The 13,406-nt window shown below is 32.3% G+C and carries 13 protein-coding genes and 1 pseudogene; 5 read left to right on the top strand and 9 right to left on the bottom strand.

What is annotated here, in order from left to right; all coding sequences use genetic code 11:
- Nucleotides 1-82 precede the first annotated feature (82 nt).
- The 6 genes from CCO88_RS01445 to nspC form a co-directional block, all read right to left on the bottom strand.
- Nucleotides 83-1,015 carry a formate dehydrogenase subunit gamma gene (locus CCO88_RS01445; protein WP_002839137.1) on the bottom strand — a complete coding sequence of 311 codons (933 nt, stop codon included), beginning with the start codon at nt 1,013-1,015 and terminating at the stop codon, nt 83-85.
- Entirely contained in the window at nt 1,012-1,653 is a 642-nt protein-coding gene (gene fdh3B / locus CCO88_RS01440; protein WP_002779352.1) for a formate dehydrogenase FDH3 subunit beta, read from the bottom strand. The genes CCO88_RS01445 and fdh3B overlap by 4 nt, the downstream gene beginning before the upstream one ends.
- Nucleotides 1,654-1,656: 3 nt before the next feature.
- The gene (locus CCO88_RS01435) at nt 1,657-4,461 is read right to left on the bottom strand and encodes a molybdopterin-dependent oxidoreductase (protein ID WP_079754509.1); all 2,805 of its coding nucleotides are present in this window, start codon (nt 4,459-4,461) and stop codon (nt 1,657-1,659) included.
- Entirely contained in the window at nt 4,461-4,652 is a 192-nt protein-coding gene (locus tag CCO88_RS01425; RefSeq protein WP_002779484.1) for a twin-arginine translocation signal domain-containing protein, read from the bottom strand. Before CCO88_RS01425 ends, CCO88_RS01435 begins: the two co-directional genes overlap by 1 nt.
- On the bottom strand, nt 4,627-5,328 hold the full coding sequence (locus CCO88_RS01420) for a TorD/DmsD family molecular chaperone (protein ID WP_002839134.1): 702 nt from the start codon (nt 5,326-5,328) through the stop codon (nt 4,627-4,629). The genes CCO88_RS01425 and CCO88_RS01420 overlap by 26 nt, the downstream gene beginning before the upstream one ends.
- Before the next feature lie 331 nt (nt 5,329-5,659).
- Complete coding sequence (gene nspC / locus CCO88_RS01415) at nt 5,660-6,808, bottom strand: carboxynorspermidine decarboxylase (RefSeq protein ID WP_002839133.1); 1,149 nt, start codon at nt 6,806-6,808, stop codon at nt 5,660-5,662.
- A 123-nt stretch (nt 6,809-6,931) separates the two neighbouring features.
- Between nspC and cueO the strand changes: the two genes are divergently transcribed.
- From cueO to CCO88_RS01395, 4 genes are read left to right on the top strand one after another with little or no spacing between them, the layout of a single operon-like run.
- Nucleotides 6,932-8,473, top strand: a complete 1,542-nt coding sequence (gene cueO / locus CCO88_RS01410) for a multicopper oxidase CueO (protein WP_002811072.1) — start codon at nt 6,932-6,934, stop codon at nt 8,471-8,473.
- Between the two features lies 1 nt (nt 8,474).
- Nucleotides 8,475-8,696 (top strand): MoaD/ThiS family protein, encoded by a 222-nt coding sequence (locus CCO88_RS01405; RefSeq protein ID WP_002779488.1) that lies wholly within the window; start codon nt 8,475-8,477, stop codon nt 8,694-8,696.
- Nucleotides 8,697-9,143 (top strand): molybdopterin synthase catalytic subunit, encoded by a 447-nt coding sequence (locus tag CCO88_RS01400; protein ID WP_002779489.1) that lies wholly within the window; start codon nt 8,697-8,699, stop codon nt 9,141-9,143.
- Between the two features lie 3 nt (nt 9,144-9,146).
- Nucleotides 9,147-10,337, top strand: coding sequence for a molybdopterin molybdotransferase MoeA (locus CCO88_RS01395; protein ID WP_002811074.1), 1,191 nt, complete (start codon nt 9,147-9,149; stop codon nt 10,335-10,337).
- A 16-nt stretch (nt 10,338-10,353) separates the two neighbouring features.
- Here CCO88_RS01395 and CCO88_RS01390 read toward each other — a convergent pair.
- From CCO88_RS01390 to CCO88_RS01380, 3 genes and pseudogenes are all read right to left on the bottom strand, one after another.
- Nucleotides 10,354-10,760 (bottom strand): annotated as a pseudogene (locus tag CCO88_RS01390) (accessory regulator AgrC).
- A 59-nt stretch (nt 10,761-10,819) separates the two neighbouring features.
- Entirely contained in the window at nt 10,820-11,257 is a 438-nt protein-coding gene (locus tag CCO88_RS01385; protein ID WP_002779492.1) for a hypothetical protein, read from the bottom strand.
- 56 nt (nt 11,258-11,313) lie between these two features.
- Entirely contained in the window at nt 11,314-11,616 is a 303-nt protein-coding gene (locus tag CCO88_RS01380; RefSeq protein ID WP_002779493.1) for a hypothetical protein, read from the bottom strand.
- Nucleotides 11,617-11,925: 309 nt separating this feature from the next.
- Between CCO88_RS01380 and dcuC the strand changes: the two genes are divergently transcribed.
- Nucleotides 11,926-13,406 (top strand): C4-dicarboxylate transporter DcuC (gene dcuC, locus CCO88_RS01375; RefSeq protein WP_002839130.1); only part of this gene is annotated, 1,481 nt, incomplete at its 3' end.

Here is a 13,406-nt window from a genome sequence, read left to right as displayed (position 1 = left end):
TATTTAAGTAAAAATTTACAAATATTTTAAATTTAAAAATATTAAAAAAAATTAAAAAATCTCTCTCGGATAAAGAGAGATTTTAAATTTTTACATTAGGATCGTAAGAAAAACTAGGTTCAATTTGTTTTTTACTGCTTAATTCTTTATACCAATAGCTATGCAAGATATAAACCTCTTCTTCTTCTTTATATCCACTTACCATAGAATGAATACTTCCTTTAATAGCAAATACCGCCATATAAATGTGAATTCCAAAGAATACTGCACAAATAATTCCCAAGAAATTGTGAATAATAGCTGAAAGTCTTAAAAGCTCAATTTGTGTTAAACCAAAAAGACCTTGAATGGCAGTAGAATTAAAATCAAGGAAATACATAAAGCCGCCTGTAATAATCATCAAAAATCCACCAAATACGGCAATATAATACCAAGATTTTTGCCCAAAGTTAAATTTACCCGCAGGAACAGGGCGTTTTACCTTGCTTAGATAACCACCCACTATCATCATCCATCTAATATCATAACTAGCAGGAAGCATTCTTTTTATCCACCATAAAAACATAGGAATGATAGAAATGATAAATAAAATCGTTGCAAAAGCATGTAAGTTTTTACATACTCTTACAAATACGCCGCCTCCAAAAGTTGCACCAAACATCATCACAAAACCCGTAGGCACCAAAATCACCCAAGAAATTGCCGCGATAAAATGAAAAATTCTTTCAAATAAAGAAAAAGCATAAATTTTCTTTCCAGCATGAGAAAATTGTTTTGGACCTATCACCATATAATGCAAAGCAAAAGCCGAAAAAACTGCAATCATCGCAATCAAAGCTATAGTAGCTATATACTCACCTTGCAAAGTCGTCCAAAGCTTGCCGAAAGTATCATAATTTGGAATATTTATAATACGATGAAAATCCCAAATTTGTGTGTCTTGTCCCATTCGTTCACTGCCATAGGCAAACAAACTTACAAAAGTGCTCAAAAGTGTTATCAATATTTTTTTCATAAGCGTTCCTTTCCTATGTAAGCAATTTTCCATTCTATACTTTGCGAAGGATTAGCAATTCCATAACCCCTACTTTGCAATCTGCTATGATAAATTTCTTCTATCTTGGAGCTTTCACCTACTAAAAGTGCTTTAGTCGAGCACATAGCTGCACATACAGGTACTTTTCCTTCAGCGATACGATTTTGCCCATAAAGCTCTCTTTCTTTTTCTGAATTTGTACTTTCAGGTCCACCTGCACACATCGTACATTTATCCATGATGCCTTTGTTACCAAATACGCTATCTTTTGGAAATTGTGGAGCGCCAAAAGGACAAGCATAAAGACAATAGCCACAACCTATACAAATTTCCTTATCGTGCAAAACAATACCATCTGCACGGATATAAAAACAATCCACAGGGCAAACTATAGCACAAGGTGCATCATCACAATGCATACAAGAAATCGAAGTAGAAACTTCTTTTCCTTGCACTCCTTCATTAAGGGTGATGACACGACGACGACGGATATTAATAGGAAGTTCATGCGCTTCATCACAAGCTACCGAACATCCATTACAATCAATACAACGCTCATTATCACAAAAGAATTTCAAGCGTTCTTTTTCTAAATTTGCAAAATTTACCTTACTCATCTTTTACACCCCATCTTTTGAGATACGGCATAAGCCGCCCTTGGTTTCAGGAATTTGACACATAATGTCATAACCATAATTTGTAACCGTATTTGCACTTTCTCCACTTGCATAAGGTTTAGTTCCTTTAGGGAAATTGTGCGTTAAATCCACACCCTGCATCACACCTGTAAAATGGAAAGGTAAGAAAATCATATCTTTTGCTACACCTGGATTGAGCTTGACTCTCACATGAATTTTAGTTCCTTCTGGAGAATGCACCCAAATCATATCCCCTGCTTTAATCTTTTGCTCGCTTGCAAGTTCAGGATTTATCTCACAAAACATCTCAGGCGTTAAACGAGTAAGATACATCGAAGCTCTATTTTCCATACCTGCACCATTTAAATTCACAAGTCTTGCTGTGACTAGGTTGAGTGGGAATTCTTTTGAATAATCCTTAGCCTTTTGCACAGAAACAAATTTTGTATCCACACGATAAAGCGCTTTTTGATCCTCAAAACTAGGATATTTTTGCACCAAATCATTTCTTGGAGAATGAAGTGGCTCGCGGTGAAGTGGAATTTGATCTTTAAATGTCCAAACCACAGCCCTAGCTTTAGCATTTCCATAAGGCACTATACCTTTTTCTATACATTTAGTCGCTATGATATTACTATCATCATAAGACCAAATTGCACCCATTTTTTCTTTTTCTTGGGCACTTAAAGTAATACCTAAAACTTTTTCTATATTATCTTTAGTAATTTGTGGATAGCCTGTATCTATAGGTGAATTTATCGGAGCATTTTTAGCCAATAAATTTTCACCCTCATACTCAAGTCCGAAATTATTTCTAAATCCCATACCACCTTTTGCTACTTCGATATCGGTATTATAAAGCACAGGAGATCCTGGATGTTTATCACTCCAACAAGGCCAAGGAAGTCCGTAGTATTCACCCGCTAATTCGTCTTTGCCTTCTAAAGTCACCTCATCAAATTTATCCCAATTTAAAGTATGTTTTTTAAGTCTTTCAGGGCTCCAACCATTAAGTCCTATACTTCTAACTGCACTTGCAATTTCTCTAGTAGCATTTTCAGGCCAAACAATCTTGCCATTTTCATCGCGTAAGGTTTTAGTAAAGTCTTCATAAAAACCTAATTTTTTGGCAAGCTCAAATAAAATTTCTTGATCTTCTTTGCTTTCATAAAGTGGATCTATGATCTTAAATCTCCATTGTCCGCTACGATTTGTAGCTGTTACGCTTCCACTTGTTTCAAACTGCGTTGCAGCAGGTAAAAGATAAATTCCATCTTTTCTTTCTGCAATAATTCCTGCTTCATTGACAAAAGGATCAGCTAAAACCAAAAGTTCTAAAGCTTCCAAACCTTCTTTAACTTTAGCTTGCTGTGCAGTCGAAGTGATACCATTTCCCATTACCACCAAAGCTTTCAAAGACGTTCCTGCATTATCCACTTTATCATTTCCATCTTTGCCATTTAAGGCTGCAGCCCACCATCTAGCAAGTGAAAGTCCAGTTTTATGCATCCAATCTTTGCTTACAAAATTTCCTAAAAGCCACTCATAATCCACGCCCCAAATTTTGGCATAGTATCTCCAAGTCGCTTCATTTAAAGGATAATAACCAGGTAAATTTTCACTCAAACAAGCCATATCCGAAGCACCTTGAACATTATCGTGTCCGCGTAAAATATTTACCCCGCCGCCGAATTTACCTATATTTCCTAAAACCATTTGTACTATAGGTGCTAAACGCGTATTTGAAGTTCCTACGGTGTGCTGTGTTAAGCCCATAGCCCAAATCAATGTAGTTGGTTTATTTTTAGCTACTTCATGAGTGATTTGAATGAGGAGTTCTTTAGAAATTCCTGTTACATTTTCTACTTCTTCAGCAGTCCATTTTGCAGCTTCTTCACGAATTTTATCGATACCAAAAACTCTTTCATCAAGGTATTTTGTATCTTCTAAACCTTCATCAAAAATGATTTTTAACATTCCATACATGAAAGCAATATCAGTACCTGGACGAATTCTTGCATAAATATCTGCTTTTGCTGCACTCTTTGTAAATCTAGGATCTACAACGATAAGCTTAGCACCTTTTTCTTTTGCTTTTAAGAAGTGTCTAAAACCTACAGGGTGATTTACTGCTGGATTTGCTCCAATAATAATAATACATTTACTTCTTTGAATATCTCCAAGATGGTTTGTCATAGCGCCATAACCAAATGTATTCGCCACACCGGCGACTGTTGCGCTGTGTCAAATTCTAGCTTGATGATCTACATTGTTCGTTCCAAAAAATGCTGCAAATTTTCTTATATAATAAGCTTGTTCATTATTAAGTTTTGCAGAACCTAAAAACATAACACTTTCAGGATTTTCTTTACGATAAGCAGCTAGTTTTTCTCCGATCTCACTTAAAGCTTGCTCATAACTTATGCGTTTCCATTCTCCATTTTCTTTTTTCATAGGGTATTTTAAACGCACATGAGAACGCACCATATCGATCATATCAGAGCCCTTACAGCAATGGCCTCCCGAGCTAACAGGGTGATCTTGTGCGATTTCTTGGCGCAACCACACTCCGTTTTGAACTTCTGCAATAATTCCGCAGCCTACAGAACATGCGGTACATACACTCTTAATCTTTTGACTTCCTTCATAAGCTTCTTTTAATTCATCCGCATTTGCTTCTCTTAAAGTTTCGCTTCTAGCTAGCAACGGTGTTGCTAGGCTTGAAAGTGCTGCCATTTTAAGAAAAGAACGGCGATTAAGCTTGATGGTTTCATTCATACTTGACATTATTCAGCCCTCATATAATATTTTTCCCAATTAGCACTTCTTTGATAAAGCACTTCCTTCTTTTTGCTTTTGCCTCTAACAAGATCCTTTCTTTCTTCATCTTGCCCAAAAGCTACACTTGCACCGCCTAAAAGACTTGCAGTACCCAAAGCAATAGCAGATTTTTTAAGAAATTCCCTGCGATTTTTCACGAGATCTCCTTTGTTTATTTGCTTCTCTTCTTAAAAATTCAGAACGAGATAAATCATTTTGAACTTTCTTGGAAGGTTTTATAGTAGGTTTTTCAAGTTCAAAACAATATCTTTCAAATTCTATAAACTGCGCAACAATATTTGCTATTTCTTTATAAAGCTTCGCTTTTGAATTTGAAAAAATAAGCATTAAAAATTCATCAATGCTTTGATTGATGACTTTTTCAAACAATGCCTTAGCAAGTTCATCTTCCTTATTTTTTAGAAATTCACTCATTAAAACAAAACAAAATCCTACACTATCTTCAGCTTCTTTAAAAATTTTTTCATTGCGGCGGATTGTGCTTTTAGCTAAAATCTGCCTTACATTAAGCAATGCTTTTGAATTTTCAAAGCCTTCTTCTATGTAAGAAAAAGTCATAGGAATAGTGTTTTTAAGTGCTAAAAAAAGCTCATCGTATTCTTTATAAAATGCTTGAAGATCTTGTACATCTTGTAAATTACGAAGTAAAATTTCAAAGCTTGTTCTTAAACTTTCATCAAATAAACCCTCTTGCATAGCTTCTAAATAAGCTTTTAAGTTACACAATCTATTTTCAGAAAATGAAAAAACGAAAAGTTCTCCTAAGCACTGATAATAAAGACTTCTAGCTAATCTTAGTTTTTCTAAATCCATTTTTAACTCATTCAAATTTTTGAAGATTTGCCGTTAAATAATTTGCAAAATAATATTATGCAAATTACACCTAATTTTCCTTCTTAATCCTTATTTTTGACTGATTTATCTTAATATGATTTGTTTTAAAATAAACTGAAATTTTCTTAAAAATCTGCCTAATCTGAAAAAATAGAATTTAGCTTTAAAAGCCTATAAAATAGTATTTTAATGAGGTTTTTTAAAAAAAGTTGCATAAAATATTTAAACCTAAAAAACAAAACTTTCATTTTGTCATTTAAAAAATATTTTATGCTAAAAAGAAATAATAAAATTATTCTTCCAAAAAATTTTAATTTCTTAGAGCGTAATCCTTGTAAGAAAATTCTCTTATCATTTGAAGTTCATTTTTTGCATTTAAAAGCATGAGATTTGGAAGTCTTATACCATTAAAAGTTGTGTTTTTCACAATGGTGTAATGAATTTGATCTAAAAAAACAATTTTATCGCCGATTTTAAGCTTTTTATCAAAGGCGTATTCTCCCATTACATCACCCGCTAAACAAGTATTTCCAGTAAGCAAATAGGAAAATTCGCTTTCTTTTAAGTCTGAAATTTTTTCATTTTCTCTTGTGGCTAAAATTCTAGCATTTAAAACTTCACTTGTATAAGGCATGATGATAGTATCTGGCATATGTGCTTCGCTTGAAGTATCTAAAATAGCAATTTGTTTTTCATTTTCTATGATATCTACTACACTAGCCACCAAATTTCCTGTTTGCCAACCCACTGCTTCGCCTGGTTCAAGATAAACTTGCACGCCATATTTATCACTGAAATTTTTACACAAAGCAATAAGCTTTTCAACATCATAGCCTTTTTTAGTGATGTGATGTCCTCCTCCAAAATTCACCCATTTCATTTGCCCTATCCATTTGCCAAATTTCTCTTCAAAAGCCTTTAAAACTGCTTCTAAAGCATCAGCACTTTCTTCACAAAGTGCGTGAAAATGAAGTCCTTCTATAGCATTTAAATCCACATTTTCAAAATCTTTAGCACGAATTCCAAGTCTTGAGTATCTTCCACAAGGATTGTAAAGTTCTTTTGGGGCTAGAGAAAATTCAACATTACAACGAAGACCTAAGGAATTTTTTTGTGTTTTAGCTTGAAATTTATGAAATTGGGCTAAAGAGTTAAACACTATATGATGAGATAAACTGGCTATTTCACCTATTTCATCTTCTTTAAAAGCAGGTGAATAAGTATGAATTTCTTTATCCATGTATTCTTTAGCAAATTTTGCTTCCCAAAGTCCGCTACAAGTACAACCTTTTAAGTATTCTCCAACAATTTTCATCGCTCCTGAAAAAGCAAAACCTTTTAAAGCTAAAAGCACTTTAGCACCACTTTTTTCGCCAACACTTGCTAAAAGCTCACAATTTTTTCTTAATTTATCTTCTTCTAAAATATAAGCTGGGGTTTGAATTTTTTCATAAAACATTATTTTTCCTTGATTAAATTGCTAAAATCATAACAAAATTAAACCAAATTTTCAAAATAAATATTTACTAAAGTTAAAAAAATAATGACTATAATACAAAAAATCAAGCAAAAGGAAAAACTAATGAATAGAAGAAATTTTTTAAAATTTAATGCACTCACTCTAGCAAGTATGGGTGTAGCCTATGCAAATCCTATGCATGATATGCACTCCATGCATAAAAATCATTCTATAAATCATGACTTAGATACTTCTTTTATAAACTTTGCTCCAAAAAATTTAAAGCTTTTAGATCCAAAACAATTCCCCCAAGGAGAAATTTTAAAAGCCTTGCCTTTACTCAAAAATGAAAGTAAAGAAAAAAATATTTTTCGTGCTACCCTAGAAATCAAAGAAAATCATATAGAGCTTATCAAAGGTAAAAAAACCTTATTTTATACTTACAATGGCCTCGTGCCTGCTCCAAAAATAGAAGTTTTTGAAGGAGATAAACTTGAAATTTTAGTCAAAAACAAACTCAAAGAAGCTACAACTATGCATTGGCATGGCGTTCCTGTGCCACCTGATCAAGATGGAAGCCCACATGATCCTATCTTAGCAGGAGAAGAAAGAATATATCGTTTTGAAATTCCTCAAGATAGCGCAGGAACTTACTGGTATCATCCACATCCTCATTATACGGCTTCTAAACAAGTTTTTATGGGTTTAGCAGGGGCTTTTGTGATCAAAGCAAAAAAAGATGCTTTAAGTCATTTAAAAGAAAAAGATTTGATGATTAGCGATTTGCGTCTTGATGAAAACGCTCAAATTCCAAACAACAACCTAAATGATTGGCTAAATGGTAGAGAAGGAGAATTTGTACTCATCAATGGACAATTTAAACCTAAAATCAAACTCGCCACAAACGAACGCATACGCATTTATAATGCTACTGCAGCAAGATATTTAAATTTACGCATACAAGGAGCTAAGTTTATACTTGTTGGTACTGATGGTGGACTTATAGAAAAAGCTATTTATAAAGAAGAACTTTTCTTAAGTCCTGCTTCTCGTGTAGAAGTTTTAATCGACGCTCCAAAAGATGGGAATTTTAAGCTAGAAAGTGCTTATTATGATAGGGATAAAATGATGGTAAAAGAAGAATCTAATACCCTATTTCTAGCCAATATTAACCTAAAAAAAGAAAAATTAGAACTTCCAAAAAATTTAAAAATTTTCAAACCTTTAGAAGAACCTAAGGAATTTAAAGAAATAATCATGAGTGAAGATCATATGCAAATGCATGGAATGATGGGAAAAAGTGAAAATGAATTAAAAATCGCTCTTGCGTCTATGTTTTTAATCAATGGCAAAAGCTATGATTTAAAACGCATTGATTTAAGCTCCAAGCTTGGAGTAGTTGAAGACTGGATAGTGATAAACAAATCTCACATGGATCATCCTTTCCACATACACGGCACGCAATTTGAACTCATCTCATCAAAACTCAATGGCAAAGTTCAAAAAGCCGAATTTAGAGCCTTCAGAGATACTATAAATGTGCGTCCTAATGAAGAGTTAAGACTTAGAATGAAACAAGATTTTAAAGGACTTAGAATGTATCATTGCCATATTTTAGAACATGAAGATTTAGGAATGATGGGAAATTTAGAAGTAAAGGAATAAAATGGTAAAAGTGGAATTTTTAGGCCCTATAAATAAAGAAAATTTAGAACTTGAAGTAAAAAATTTAAAAGAATTAAAAGAAATTTTGCAAAAAGATGAGAGTTTAAAAGAATGGCTAGAACTTTGTGCTGTATCTTTAAATGATGAAATCATTTTTGATGAAAACACCAAGTTAAAAGATGGTGATAAAATAGCACTTTTACCGCCAGTTTGTGGAGGCTAAATGAAACATTTTACACTTTATCAAGGCTCTTTAGATATTCCTAAAATTTATAGCCAATGGTATGAATTTTCCAAGGATAAAAACTGCGGTGCTTTACTGACTTTTTGTGGTATTGTGCGTGAAGAAGGAGGTATTGAGGCACTTAGTTTTGATATTTATGAACCGCTTTTAAAAAAATGGTTTGATGAGTGGCAAAAAAGAGTAGATTTTGATGGTATTAGCTTGCTTTTTGCTCACTCTATAGGCGATGTTGCGGTTCATGAAAGCTCGTATTTTGCAGGAATTTTAAGCAAACAAAGAAAATTAGGGCTTAAACTTCTTAATGAATTTGTTGAAGATTTTAAAGCAAGTGCACCCATTTGGAAGTATGATGTAATAAACAAAGAAAGAATTTATGCCAAAGAAAGATCAACCAAACTTTGCGGTGCAGGACTTTTAAAAGGATAAAAAATGTTAATGTCTTATGAAGAAAGTTTAAAAATTTTACACTCTCATATCAAAACCTATGAAAAGATTGAAAAAATAGCCCTTACAGAGTGTTTAGGACGCATTTTAGCTCAAGACATAAAAGCACCTAAAAATCAGCCCGAATTTCCAACTTCGGCTATGGATGGTTATGCGATCAAATTTGAAGATCAAGACAAGCCTTTAAAAATTTTAGGTCTCACACCTGCGGGTACTATGCCACAATTTAGCGTGCAAAATGGCACTTGTGTAAAAACCTTTACAGGTTCACTCATGAGCGAAGGAAGTGATACTTTAGTCCCTGTTGAAAATGTACGCGTAGAAAATGATACTCTTTTTATAGAAAAAAAAGTTCCCCAAGCTTTTGCCGTGCGTGCGGTAGGAGAAAACTATAAAAAAGATGAAATTTTACTCAAAAAAGGCACAAGGTTAAATTATAGTGAGATAGCTCTTTTAGCTGAACTTGGATTTTTTCACATTAGTGTGTTTATAAAGCCTATTGTAGGGGTTTTAAGTAGTGGAAGCGAGATCAAAGATCTAGGAGAAGCCTTAGAAAATCCCGCTCAAATCCGCTCTTCAAATCATATCGCCATAGCTAATTTAGCTAAAAATTTAAATTGCGATACAAGGGTTTTTCCTCTTTTAAAAGATGATGAAAAAGCCACTTTTTCTACCCTTGAAAGTGCTTTGCAAAGTTGCGATATTTTGATTACAACGGGCGGAGTTTCTATGGGGGATTTTGACTTTTTAAAAAAAGCCGTCAAAGAATATGAAATCATCATCGATAAAGCCGACATAAAACCAGGCAGACATATCAAAATAGCTAAGGCTAATGAAAAATTCATCATCGCCTTACCAGGTTTTCCTTACTCGGCTATGGTAATGTTTAATCTTTACGCAAGAGAGATTTTAAGCTCTTGGTTACTTCAGCCTAAAGACTATATTTGCAAAGCCTTTTTACAAGGAAGCTACAAGAAAAAAACACCTTATTTGGAATTTGTCGCTTGTAATGTGGAATTTAAAAATGGACGCATTTTAGCTAATCTTGAAGGTAAAAAAGAAGGCTCTAGTGCGATTATAAACAATCTTAACAATAAAGCCGCTCTTATGGTGGTGCCAAAAGAATGTGAAATTTTAGAAAATGAAAGCTTAGTGGATATTATCTTTATGCCTTGAAATTTGTCAAAAAGGTTTAAATCGCCTTTTTGACTTCTTTTTGCCCTTTTAAACTAAGCCAAACAATTAAAAATGAAATGAAATAAGCAGGCGTAAATGGAATACAGATATAAAATATATTATCTCCACTATCATTTCTTGTAATCTTATACTATCTAATAGCCGAATAAAAGCAAAAAATAACTTACTTACAATTTCACCACAAACAAAAAATGCGAAAACAAGATAGAAAAGTTTTTCTTTTGTAGCTTGAACTAAAGTTTTAAAGAAGAAAAAGGCGATGATAATATAGGCTACACTTATAATTTTATCCAAAATAAAATTTTCAATAAAAACATCTTCACCCATTATTAATTTTAAAATAAAGCGTAAATTCCATCCAAGAACAAACAAAACCTGCCATATAAGAAAATAAATAAACATTTTATAGGTTTTTAGCTTTTTACAAAATAAAAATACACTTAATAAAGCTAAAAATGTTGCTATATAAAATAAAACATATCGAATAAAAAAAGATTGTGTATTAACCTACCATAGGTCTCAAAATCAAAAAATTCTCTCCGTATGGATTGAAATGTAATTATTTGAGTAAATTTTAAACCAATAAAAACAAAAAACAAAACCAAAGACAAAACCATTGTAATTTTAATCCATTTTAAATCAAAATCGAAAATAACTTTTTGTGTTGGGATTGTAAATTTTTCTTTATTTGAAATTTCTTGCTTATCAAATTCTTTAAATTCAACCCACGCTAAAATCCAAAAAACCAAACTTGCTAGCAAAAACACCAAACCTATACCGATAATCAAAGTAAGAAGCCCTAAATAATAGGTATTAAAAGCATAAATGAAATACTTTTGCTTTGTTACTCTAGCAATTTCATAGTAAAAAGCTTTCAAAAAAGGAAAAATCAAAGCCAAAGTTGGGATATATAATATTAAAAAAAACAGTAATGGCTAAAAAGGTATTATCCCCATCAAAATAAATCCGGCTGTAACTGAGTACGAGGTTCTAAAATCACAAATAAAGAACTTGTGCTAATAAGAATGCCAAAAAATCCAATCCCTGCAGCAATAAAGAGATTTTTAAATAAATTTTTAGCACCGCCATAGATTTTTAAATCATAAAGCAAGATAAAAAACAAAATCCAACTCGCAAGAGCAAATAAAAATCCAAGATAAGGAATGATACCTAAAAATCCACAAACAATACTTGCTATAGCTTTAAAGCGAATTTCTTTTATCTTTTTTTGAAGTAAAATTTCATGTAAATTTTGCATTGAAATTCCTTAAAAATTAAAAAGGATATTTTACTGAATTTTGTATAAAATACAATCATTATATATAAAATATTTTCAACTTAAGCTATTTTGAGATTATTTTAATCATAACAAAATCTCTTACGATCTTCACACTGATGCTCTTATAAAATCTTATATATCAAACTTATCAAGATGCCTTTTGAAAATATTTATAATGAAAATATGAAAAATAACTTTAATATAAGTTTATTTTTGTAACAATATTAATTAAATACTAAATATATAAAAAATAATCATGAAATTTAAATATTAATTATAGGAGAAAACATGCCAATTTTTATGATATGTTCTACACTTTTAGCGGTAATTGTCGTTGCTTATTATATACTTAAAAAATACAATCCTATTTTTGTATTTTTACTTTCAGGTATTATCTTGCTTATTTTTGCTTTTTATATCACAGGAGCACCTATACCCAAAGCCCCAAGCAGAGAACACTCAAGTTTTTTAGATGTTTTACTTGATAGCTATGCTTTTATCACAGCAACTTTTAAAAGTCAGCTTTCTGGGGTAGGACTTATTATCATGAGTGTAGCAGGTTTTGCTGCTTATATGAAACATATCAACGCTTCGGCTAAACTCGCTTTTTTAGCAAACAAACCTTTAGGAAAAATCAAAAATAAATATTTGATTTTAAGCGGAACTTTTATCGTTGGAATGGCCTTAAAAATTGTTATTTCTAGCTATGCTGGACTTCTTTTGCTTTTATTAGCATGTATTTATCCTGTTTTAATCTCACTTAAAATCCGTCCTATTACAGCTGTATGTGTGCTTTCTTTGATTGCGCTTGATTATGGTCCAAAAGATGGAAATTCAATCAATATGGCAGATATGGTAGGACAAAGCGATAATGTCGTGGGGCTTTTTTTAAATTATCAAATTTATAGCGTGATTGCTTATGTGATGGTTATTGCTATCTTAATACCTTTTTACTTTGCTTGGGTTGATAAAAGAGATAAAGAAAAAGGTGTTTTAAATGATGAAGTTGAAATTCCACCAATCATTGATCCTAAATGTCCTACTTTTTATATACTCTTTCCTTGGCTGCCTGTCGTATTTTTATTTATAGCATATTTTTTTACTATCAAGCTTGATGTTGTAACAGCAAATTTTTTAAGCATTTCTTTAGTTTTTCTTGTTGAATTTGCAAGACACAGAAATGCTAGAAAATTAGGCGAAGATATGATGGTGATTTTAAAAGCTATGGCTGAAATTTTTATCTCAGTCGTAAGCATAATCATCGCCGCTGGAGTATTTGCTGAAGGCATTAAAGCACTTGGTGGAGTTAATATCCTTGCTAACGCGGTTTCAAATCTTGGAACAGGAAATTTTGCATGGTTTGGCATACTTTTAAGCATCACTGTTTTAAGCTTTTTAGTTTATTTTGCTACAGTGATTATGGGAAGTGGGATTGCTGCTTTTAATGCTTTTGGGAAATTAGCTCCTGATATAGCTACAAAATTAGGCGTTGCCCCTATCACTTTTGTTTTACCTATAGAAATTGCATCTTGTTTAGGTCGTGCAGCTTCACCAATAGCAGGCGGAATCATAGCTTTAGCTGGATTTGCAAAAGTAGCTCCAATGGATATTATAAAACGAACCACTCCTCTTTTACTTATCGCTATGCTTGTAAATGTGCTTGTAGCCTTTTATCTAGCACAAACCAATCCTTTGCCAAAAGAACAAAACACTACAAAAATAGCAGTATCTTTAAATAATAAATATTTATTATTTTATAAAAACTATAA

This window comes from Campylobacter coli LMG 9860 (assembly GCF_000254135.1).
GTDB classification, from domain to species: domain Bacteria; phylum Campylobacterota; class Campylobacteria; order Campylobacterales; family Campylobacteraceae; genus Campylobacter_D; species Campylobacter_D coli.
The sequence above is the reverse complement of the archived record's forward strand: the minus strand, read 5'-3'. Positions and strand labels throughout refer to the sequence as shown.